The sequence below is a fragment of the Streptococcus intestinihominis genome, assembly GCF_046824975.1.
GTDB lineage: Bacteria > Bacillota > Bacilli > Lactobacillales > Streptococcaceae > Streptococcus.
Map to the genome: position 1 here is coordinate 562217 of NZ_JBKQBL010000001.1, position 8559 is coordinate 570775.

Annotated in this window: 8 protein-coding genes and 1 pseudogene; 4 read left to right on the forward strand and 5 right to left on the reverse strand. The window is 44.6% G+C overall.

Going from position 1 to position 8559, the window contains the following annotated elements:
* Positions 1–68: pseudogene (locus ACLOR3_RS02805) on the forward strand (LytTR family transcriptional regulator); the annotation flags it as partial.
* On the forward strand, positions 62–520 hold the full coding sequence (locus ACLOR3_RS02810; RefSeq protein WP_411400175.1) for a DUF3021 domain-containing protein: 459 nt from the start codon (positions 62–64) through the stop codon (positions 518–520). The pseudogene ACLOR3_RS02805 and the gene ACLOR3_RS02810, both read left to right, overlap by 7 nt.
* 345 nt (positions 521–865) lie before the next feature.
* On the opposite strand, the gene mutS is transcribed toward ACLOR3_RS02810, so the two are convergent.
* On the reverse strand, positions 866–3409 hold the full coding sequence (gene mutS, locus ACLOR3_RS02815) for a DNA mismatch repair protein MutS (RefSeq protein WP_411400176.1): 2544 nt from the start codon (positions 3407–3409) through the stop codon (positions 866–868).
* Between the two features lie 106 nt (positions 3410–3515).
* Positions 3516–3959 (reverse strand): arginine repressor, encoded by a 444-nt coding sequence (gene argR, locus ACLOR3_RS02820; protein WP_006595388.1) that lies wholly within the window; start codon positions 3957–3959, stop codon positions 3516–3518.
* Between the two features lie 102 nt (positions 3960–4061).
* Between argR and argS the strand changes: the two genes are divergently transcribed.
* Positions 4062–5750 carry an arginine--tRNA ligase gene (gene argS / locus ACLOR3_RS02825; RefSeq protein WP_411400177.1) on the forward strand — a complete coding sequence of 563 codons (1689 nt, stop codon included), beginning with the start codon at positions 4062–4064 and terminating at the stop codon, positions 5748–5750.
* 166 nt (positions 5751–5916) lie between these two features.
* Complete coding sequence (locus ACLOR3_RS02830; RefSeq protein WP_006596982.1) at positions 5917–6162, forward strand: hypothetical protein; 246 nt, start codon at positions 5917–5919, stop codon at positions 6160–6162.
* Between the two features lie 240 nt (positions 6163–6402).
* On the opposite strand, the gene nrdI is transcribed toward ACLOR3_RS02830, so the two are convergent.
* The 3 genes from nrdI to ACLOR3_RS02845 form a co-directional block, all read right to left on the reverse strand.
* Positions 6403–6870 carry a class Ib ribonucleoside-diphosphate reductase assembly flavoprotein NrdI gene (gene nrdI, locus ACLOR3_RS02835; protein WP_123160721.1) on the reverse strand — a complete coding sequence of 156 codons (468 nt, stop codon included), beginning with the start codon at positions 6868–6870 and terminating at the stop codon, positions 6403–6405.
* Positions 6871–6925: 55 nt separating this feature from the next.
* The gene (locus ACLOR3_RS02840; RefSeq protein ID WP_411400178.1) at positions 6926–7438 is read right to left on the reverse strand and encodes an ABC transporter permease; all 513 of its coding nucleotides are present in this window, start codon (positions 7436–7438) and stop codon (positions 6926–6928) included.
* Positions 7439–7611: 173 nt separating this feature from the next.
* A partial coding sequence (locus ACLOR3_RS02845) for a glycogen/starch/alpha-glucan phosphorylase (RefSeq protein ID WP_412036971.1) occupies positions 7612–8559 on the reverse strand: 948 nt, incomplete at its 5' end.

The following is an 8559-nucleotide window of genomic DNA, read 5'->3' on the forward strand; positions in this document are numbered from 1 at the left end:
AAAACGGGACCATCACCTATTCGTCTCGTCGCTATTTAAAAGCTATTAAGGAGAAATTATCATGTTAAAGACTCATCTATCGAATGCCTCTAAAGGCATCTTCATCGGCCTTACCCTCTCTATCGTCTTTTCTTTCCTAAACTCACCTTCCACTTACATGCCTCTCAGTCCAAGTTCAGGCGTTGGACAATGGATGCAAGCCCACGACGTGCATGGATCCCTTGTCATGCTCTATTGTATCCTTATATGGGCTGGCATCGGCTTGCTCTTCAGCTTTGGAAGCAGCCTGTTCAACAAAGACTGGAGCCTCCTCCGTGCGACCCTCAGCCACTACCTTTTGATGCTCTTTGGTTTTCTACCTTTGGCAACCTTGGGAGGCTGGTTCCCAATCCAAATCAGCTTCTACATCTCCGTCATTATAGAGTTTAGCCTTGTGTACTTGGTTATTTGGGCTGTTTCTTATCGCATTTACAAGAAAAAAGTAGAAGAGATCAACCAACAGTTGCAAGGAAAAGCCTGAGGAATTCAAAAAAATGACTTTTATTTTTTAGTCATTCAAGAAGATGAAAAACTTTCCGCTGTGAGAAAAGTGCCTGAAACAACTGTGTTTCAGGCACTCGGAATCATTGAGACCTTAGGCTCAATACGAATTGAACACAGGCTTCGGATTGTGTCAAAAAGATAAGTCCTCCTAGAATCTAAAGATTCTGCGTCGAACTTCCTATTTTGACTTTATCCGAGAACGCCCTTTGTATCTTAATTAATCATGGAACTTCTACGAAGTTCGCTGACGTCCGTACTCACCTAAGGAAAGTTTTTAAAATTACTTTGTCTTCAATCTGAAACAGTTCGAATGAACTGTTTTTTAAATTCTCTTTTTCATCTCGGCAACTGCCATCATGACTTCCATCGGGGTCATGTTGTAGATATCGAGATTCTTCAACTCTTCTAAGACAGAGTGGGAGGAAGTTGCTTCAAACAAGGATATCTGTTCTCCGACATGTGGAGAGGATTGCTGTGTTGGAGTCGCCATCGGCACTTCGTGGCTTTGGCCTTCTAGTTGACTCAAGATAGTATCTGCCCGCTTCAAGAGATCGCTTGGCAGGCCTGCAATCTTGGCCACATGGATCCCATAGGATTTATCAGCCGGTCCCTCTTCAATCCGGTGCAAGAAGGTCACTTGGCCATCCTTCTCCAAGGTTGCGACGTGGACATTGCGCAAGCGAGATAGGGTCTGCTCCAGGTCGGTCAACTCATGGTAGTGGGTGGCAAAGAGCGTCTTGGCACCTGTCCGGTCATGGATGTATTCGATGATGGCTTGAGCCAGAGCCATCCCATCATAGGTCGCCGTCCCTCGTCCCAACTCATCAAACAAGATGAGAGAAGCTGGAGTCGCTTGGCGAATGGCATTGTTGGCCTCCATCATCTCAACCATAAAGGTCGATTGGCCGGACACCAAGTCATCTGCAGCCCCAATCCGGGTATAAATGGCATCAAAGAGAGGAAGGGTCGCCGCCTGAGCCGGAACAAAGGAACCAATCTGAGCCATAATGACAATGATGGCCAACTGGCGCATATAGGTGGACTTCCCGCTCATATTAGGTCCCGTAATTAACTGGATATCACAGGTCTCATCCATAGAAATGCTGTTGGGGATGTAGCTTTGAGCCCCCATCACCTTCTCAACAACTGGGTGACGACCCTTCTCAATCCGGATATCACGCGCCTCTTGAAAGACTGGCCGGGTCAGTTGTTGTCTTTCAGCTACACAGGCCAACCCTTGCAAGACGTCCACCGTTGCTAGGGCTTGGGCTAGGGACTGCAAGCGCTGAATGTACTTGCCGACTTCCTCTCTGATCCGTAGGAAAATCGCATACTCTAGGCTAGTCGACTGTTCCCGAGCTTCTAGCATCTCCCCTTCAATCCGAGCCAGTTCCTCTGTCCCAAAGCGCTCAGAATTTTTCAAGGTTGCCTTGCGGAAGAAATGTGCTGGCACACGGGATAATTGGGAATTGGTCACATGGAAATAGTAGCCATCTTTTTTATTGTAGTCAATTTTTAGTCCGGTGATGCCACTGGCTTCCCGTTCTTTGGCTTCAATCTCTGCAATCCAGCCGGTCCCTTCCCGGAGGACGACACGGTACTGGTCCAGAGTTGGGTCAAAGCCGGTACGGATGATATTGCCTTCTGTTAGAACAATCGGGGCATCCGGATCAATCGCAGCTTCGATGAGACGGCAAAGCTCTGGTAGCTCATCTAACTGGGCGATGAGGAGGTCTAGCACCGGCTCTCCCATCTCGACCAAGAGCGACTTGATCAAGGGAACATGGCGTAGGGTTTCGCCCAACTGCAAGAGGTCCTTGGGAGTGGTCTTACCAAAGGAAACCCGACTGGCCAAGCGCTCGATGTCATAGACACCCTTGAGACGATCTGCCAGATCGCTTCGCTCAAAGAAATGGTCCAAGAAGACCTGGATAATCTCTTGGCGTTCTTCGATCCGATGGCGATCCATTAAAGGCTTCTGGATCCAAGCCCGCAAGAGACGGCCTCCCATAGCTGTCTTGCTTTCATCTAGGAGCCAGTAGAGACTGCCATGTTTCTTGCCAGTCCGAGCATTTTCTGTCAAGTCCAAACTCGCCTTGGTCGCATAATCCATCTGCAAAAAATCACGGACTTCATAGTGATGGGCAGGCTTGATATGGTGGAGTTCCCGCTTCTGGGTTTCCTGGACATATTGGAGCAGGCCTCCTGCCGCTATTCTCTCCAAATGAGTCAAGTCAGCCCCTAAAAGTTGGACATCCTCCGCTACTTCTGAGATAGGGGAGAGCAAGAGGTTCATTTGGCCGAGAAGGACTCTTTCTTCCATTTCTGACAAGGAGTAGGTCAGGACAATCTCCCGCGCCCGTAGGTTGCGAATCTCCCCACAGACCATGGCAAAATCATTCAGACTGGTGACCTGAAACTCCCCGGTCACTAGGTCCATATAGGCAAGGCCATAATCCGTCTCATCATGAGACAAGGCTACCAGGAAGTTGTTGGCACTGTCAGGCTTGGTCGAATCGACAACGGTCCCCGGAGTAATGACTTGGACCACTTCCCGTTTGACCACACCGACGGCTTGCTTGGGATCTTCCATCTGCTCTGCAATAGCCACCTTATAGCCCTTTTCGATCAAGACATCGATGTACTGCTGGGCCGAATGATAGGGAACGCCAGCCATGGGAATCGGATTTTCTGCATTTTTATTCCGAGAGGTCAAAGAAATCTCTAAAATCTGTGCTGCATTGACGGCATCTTCATAAAAGAGCTCGTAAAAATCCCCCATCCGAAAGAGCAAAAACGCATCCGGATAGTCTTTTTTGATATCTAGGTATTGCTGCATGCCAGGTGATAGTTTTTCTGCTGCCATATCGCTCCTTTTCTATATCATTGCATTCATTCTGAGTGCTTACTCCTACTCTAAACTGACATAAAAGGAGGGCCGATCCCTTTCGGGACTGGTCCCTCGCCCTTGACTAGTGACTAGAATGTTGGAGTATGGTCTGCTGGACTGTTTGTGCTACTTCTTGGTCCTTGCAAACAATTAAGAGGGTATTGGCCCCTGCGACGGTGCCAAGGATTTGATCATCCAAAATCTCATCGACTGCGTTGGCTAAAATAGCCGCCTCTCCCAGCTCCGTCCGAACAACCAGTGTGAACTCCGCTCTAGAGACCACTTGTGCATATTGAGCAATCAGTCTAAAAATATCTGTTCGATCCGGTTCGTCTGCTAATTTATAATAGAGGCCACCCTTTTCTTTTACCTTGATCAGACCGATTTCTCGTAGATCTCTAGATAAGGTTGTCTGGGTCACTCCCGCCCCTCTTTGATCTAGACGGTCTTGAATGTCTTTTTGCGTCGATAACTTCTCATTTTGAATAATTTCTCGAATCAAAAGCTGACGTTCATCTTTTTTCATTTTTGCTCCACTTTTGAATAATTATACTTTGATTATACCAAAAAGTTTGAAGAAAGGCCGAATTTTGTGATAGAATAGTAACAAAAGACCAAAGGAGCTACTATGAATCATAAAGAACTTATTGCAAGTGAATTGGCAAAAGTCATTGAAGGCTTAGACCAAGAAACTATCTTAAATTTACTAGAGCAACCAAAATCTTCAGACCTCGGAGATATCGCCTTTCCTGCCTTTTCTTTGGCTAAAATCGAACGCAAAGCTCCTCAAGCGATTGCTGCTGATATTGCGGAAAAAATCGATGCCTCTCACTTTGAAAAAGTCGTTGCAACTGGACCTTATGTAAACTTCTTCTTGGACAAATCTAAAATCTCTGACCAAGTCATCAAATCTGTTATCGAAGCAGGTGCAGACTACGGTCAGCAAGACGAAGGACATGGAGGAAATATTACCATCGACCTTTCTAGTCCAAATATTGCAAAACCTTTCTCAGTTGGTCATTTGCGCTCAACCGTTATCGGAGATGCTCTTTCAAATATCTTCCGCAAAATGGGCTACAACACCATTAAAATCAACCACTTGGGAGACTGGGGTAAACAATTTGGTCTCTTGATGGTCGCTTATAAAAAATGGGGTAGCAAGGAAGCTGTCGAAGCCAATCCAATCGATGAATTGTTGAAACTCTATGTCCGCATCAATGCCGAAATTGAAAACGATCCTGCTTTGGACGAGGAAGGACGTCTCTGGTTCAAGAAATTGGAAGATGGAGATCCAGAAGCAACTGAATTGTGGCAATGGTTCCGTGACGAAAGCTTGGTAGAATTCAACCGTATCTACAAACTCCTCGGTGTTGAATTTGACAGCTTAAACGGAGAAGCTTTCTACAATGACAAGATGGATGAAGCTGTCCAAATCCTTGAAGAAAAAGGCTTGTTGAAAGAATCTAAGGGAGCTAGCATCGTTGAGTTGGATGATGTCAACCTTCCACCAGCTATGATTAAGAAATCAGACGGTGCCACTCTTTATATCACTCGTGATATCGCCACTGCTATCTACCGTGCACGGACTTACAACTTTGTGAAAAACATCTATGCTGTCGGTCAAGAACAATCCAACCACTTCCGTCAGTTGAAAGCTGTTTTGAAGAAAATGGGATTTGACTGGAGCGACGATATGATCCACGTTGACTTTGGTTTGGTCACAAAGAATCGCCAAAAATTGTCAACTCGTAAAGGAAATATCATCCTGCTCGAACCAACTCTTCAAGAAGCCATCTCTCGTGCCAAAGCGCAAATCGAAGAAAAGAACCCTGAATTGGAAAACAAGGAAGAAGTGGCACATGCAGTCGGTGTTGGTGCCGTTAAGTTCTACGACTTGAAGACAGACCGTCGCAACGGGTATGACTTTGACCTTGAAGCCATGGTATCCTTCGAAGGGGAAACTGGACCATACGTTCAATACGCATACGCACGTATCCAATCCATCCTTCGCAAAGCCAACTTCACACCATCTGCAGATGCAACTTACAGCTTGAGCGACCCAGAAAGCTGGGAAATCATCAAACTTCTCCAAGACTTCTCTCGTGTCGTGAAACGCGCTGCTGAAAACTATGATCCATCCTTGATTGCAAAATATGCCATCAACTTGGCTCAAGCCTTCAACAAGTACTATGCTCACACTCGTATCTTGGATGAAAGCCCAGAACGCGATAGCCGCCTTGCTCTTAGCTACTCAACAGCAGTAGTCTTAAAAGAAGCCCTTCGCTTACTTGGTGTCGATGCGCCTGAGAAAATGTAATTTCTTCCTTACTTTTTGATAGGAAACCAGCTCTTTTAGGGGTGAGAGGAATCGCTAAATAAACCTTATTTAGTTCCATCTCACTCCTTTTCTCATGCTAAACACACCTATATTTTTAGGGATTATCGCTTCCCTTCATCCATTATCTTATCCTTTGGAGAACCCTATGAATCAAACTGTTTATATTCTTATTTTAGTTAGTCTGCTCATTCTCTTTTTAATCAATAAATACGAGAGAGAAAAACTGCAAAAGATTTTACAAGAGCAACTCTTAAAAGATGAAGCCTTCAAGGCAAGCATCAAGGAACAAATCCAAACGACGGAAAACATCAACGATGTTATCCACGCCATCAATAAGGACTATCGCCTCGGCCTCTTGCTTTCGAAAGAAATCACAGATCAATTAAAATAAGCCCTAAAAGAGGAGTCATACAAAATATGACCCCTCTCTCTTCAACCGCAACAAATAAGAGAGTGGGACAGAAATCGGTAATTCGTTAGAATTCGATTTCGTCGTCCCACCTCCGCACAGTTGAGTAGGGCTGTAAAAGCTGATGAAATCAGCGTGGTAGAGCCCACTCAACCACTGCGTCTTGCTCGATAATCCAAAGACAATTGAGAGGCTAGGACTTTTGTCCCAGCCTCTTTTGTTTTAAAGACGATACAAATCTTCTACAATGGCCGCTACTTTTTTGATATCCCCTAGCATTCCTCGCATCTCAAAGTCTGCTAGCATAGGGAAACCAAAGCGTTGGCTGTACTGCTTGGCCGTTAGGCAATATTGATTGTTGAAGTTGCGATTTCCTGATCCTACAACTCCCAAGCATTTAGTGGCATTGTCTCCATAGGCAATAAAGTCTGCTACATCGGTCGTTAAAATTTCCACATCTCCATTATCAACACCATTTCCTCCTTCTAGGTAGGTCGGCAAAAAGGCGATAAAAGGTGTATCAACTTCAAAGAAGGGCTTTCCTTCTTTGACTAGGTCTTTGACATGGATTTTTTCAATGACCAAGTCAGGGTACTGCTCCCATAGATAATCACTGAGACGACGAACAAAACTTTCAGTATTGCCACTTAAACTGATATAGACAAAACATACTTTCATTTTCTTCTCCAATCAGACCAGCTCCTCTTCTTTGTTCCAGACTTGAGGAGTTTTTTAATGCTATGATCTAAGCTTGAAGGTCGCTAGCTGGTCTATTTTTCAATTTGTAGAGGAGGATTCCCAAGTAAACTAGGGCTACAACCACACTCAAGACAAGTGCATATAAGCTAGAAGCCTGTAACAAGGTCCGCAATTTGTCTGACGTGATCACAGACATAGAAGAACGATAAGACAAGAAATTATGCAAGCTCATTAAGACAAAGGCACCAATCTGTCCCATATAGGCATAGGTCGCCTTAACAATATCCTTTTTAGACAGGAAGAAATAGGCAACTGCAATCAAGCCCCCAATCAAAAGAGATAGCAACAACCAAGCAATCGGTCCGCGTAAGGCTACGATTAATTTCTCAAGGAAGGCTTTGTATTCTTCCCGTTCAAGAGCAGTGGTTAAGTTCAAAGAAGTTGCCATTTCATCTGTGAGCTCCACTTTAGCCAATCCAAAGAAGGACTGAGCAGTTAATAGAGTTCCCATCGCTGATAGAGCTAGCAAGACATACATATAAATTGGATTTTTCTTCATTGTATTTCCTCGTTTCTAATATCCATAGTATTTATTATAACGTGAACCTTAGGGAAGCGCAAGTTTAGATTTTCCCAGCGATCCTGTGCTAAAAAAGCTCCCTCTAAATCAGGAGATGATTCAAAAGGAGCTCTTCTTTCTAAGTATATTGCTTCTAGAATGTTAAAAACAAATTAGTTCAAGTGCCAGATATCTTCGTTGTACTGAGCGATGGTACGGTCAGATGAGAAGAATCCTGCTTTGGCAATGTTGACGATGACTTTATCCAACCATGCGTCACGGTCTTCGTAGTCAGCCAACATTTGCTCTTTGACTTTGATGTAGTCTTCCAAGTCGAGAAGGGTCATGAACCAGTCTTTGTTGATCAACTCATTGTGAAGGCGTTCCAAACGTTCTTTCTTACCAACTGCAAGAACAGCGTCGCTGACGATAAAGTCAACCAATGGTTTGATCGCTTCACGAGCGTAGAATTCGCTTGATTTGTATGCTGATTTTGCGTAAAGGTCGATAACTGTTTCTGAATCTTCACCGAAGATATAGATGTTTTCGTCTCCAACCAACTCAGCGATTTCCACGTTTGCCCCGTCCATAGTACCAAGAGTCAAAGCTCCGTTCAACATGAATTTCATGTTACCAGTACCTGAAGCTTCTTTAGAAGCAAGTGAGATTTGTTCTGAGATGTCACATGCTGGGATGAGGAAGCTTGCTGCAGTAACGTTGTAGTTTTCAACCATCACTACTTGCAAGTGTGGAGCTACTGCTGGGTCGTTTGCAATGACTTCTGACAAGCAAAGGATCAAGTGGATGATATCTTGAGCGATGGTGTAGGCAGGAGCTGCTTTACCACCAAAGAAGACTGTGATTGGACGAGCAGGGATATTACCAGCCTTGATGTCCAAGTATTTGTGGATGACATACAAAGCGTTCATTTGTTGACGTTTGTACTCGTGAAGACGTTTGATTTGGATATCAAAGATAGAATTTGGATTGATTTCCACACCTTGGTGATCTTTCAAGTGACGAGCCAATTTACGTTTGTTGTGGGCTTTGATGTTTTCCAATTTTTCTTTGACAGCAGCTTTATCTTCGTATGAGAGAAGGTCTTCCAACTTAGAAGCATC